This window comes from Streptomyces africanus (assembly GCF_002150735.1).
GTDB classification, from domain to species: Bacteria; Actinomycetota; Actinomycetes; order Streptomycetales; family Streptomycetaceae; genus Streptomyces; species Streptomyces africanus.
This window is the reverse complement of the sequence record NZ_MUKA01000551.1, coordinates 1-234: the sequence shown is the minus strand read 5'-3', so window position 1 is coordinate 234 and position 234 is coordinate 1. Positions and strand designations below refer to the sequence as shown.

Sequence of the window (234 nt, the reverse complement as noted above, 5' to 3'; positions counted from 1 at the left end):
AGGCGGCCGTTGGCGTCCATGCGCGCAGGAGGACTGCGATCGGCTCGTCCGAGCCCTCCTCCATCTTGTCGGCGGGGAGCGCGCCGCTCAGATCCAGCTCAGACGGGAAGTTCGGTGATGCTGAGGGCGAAGTCCAGGTTCCCCACCCCGTGGTTGGCGAGGCCCACCGTGACCACGCCCGCTCCTTCCAGCCAGTGCGCCATTTTCAGGCCGCCGACGTCCAGCGGGCGCATT

At 68.8% G+C, this 234-nt stretch carries 1 pseudogene; it reads right to left on the bottom strand.

What is annotated here, in order from left to right:
• Positions 1–98: 98 nt before the first annotated feature.
• A pseudogene (locus tag CCL05_RS46845) lies at positions 99–234 on the bottom strand (NADP oxidoreductase); the annotation flags it as partial.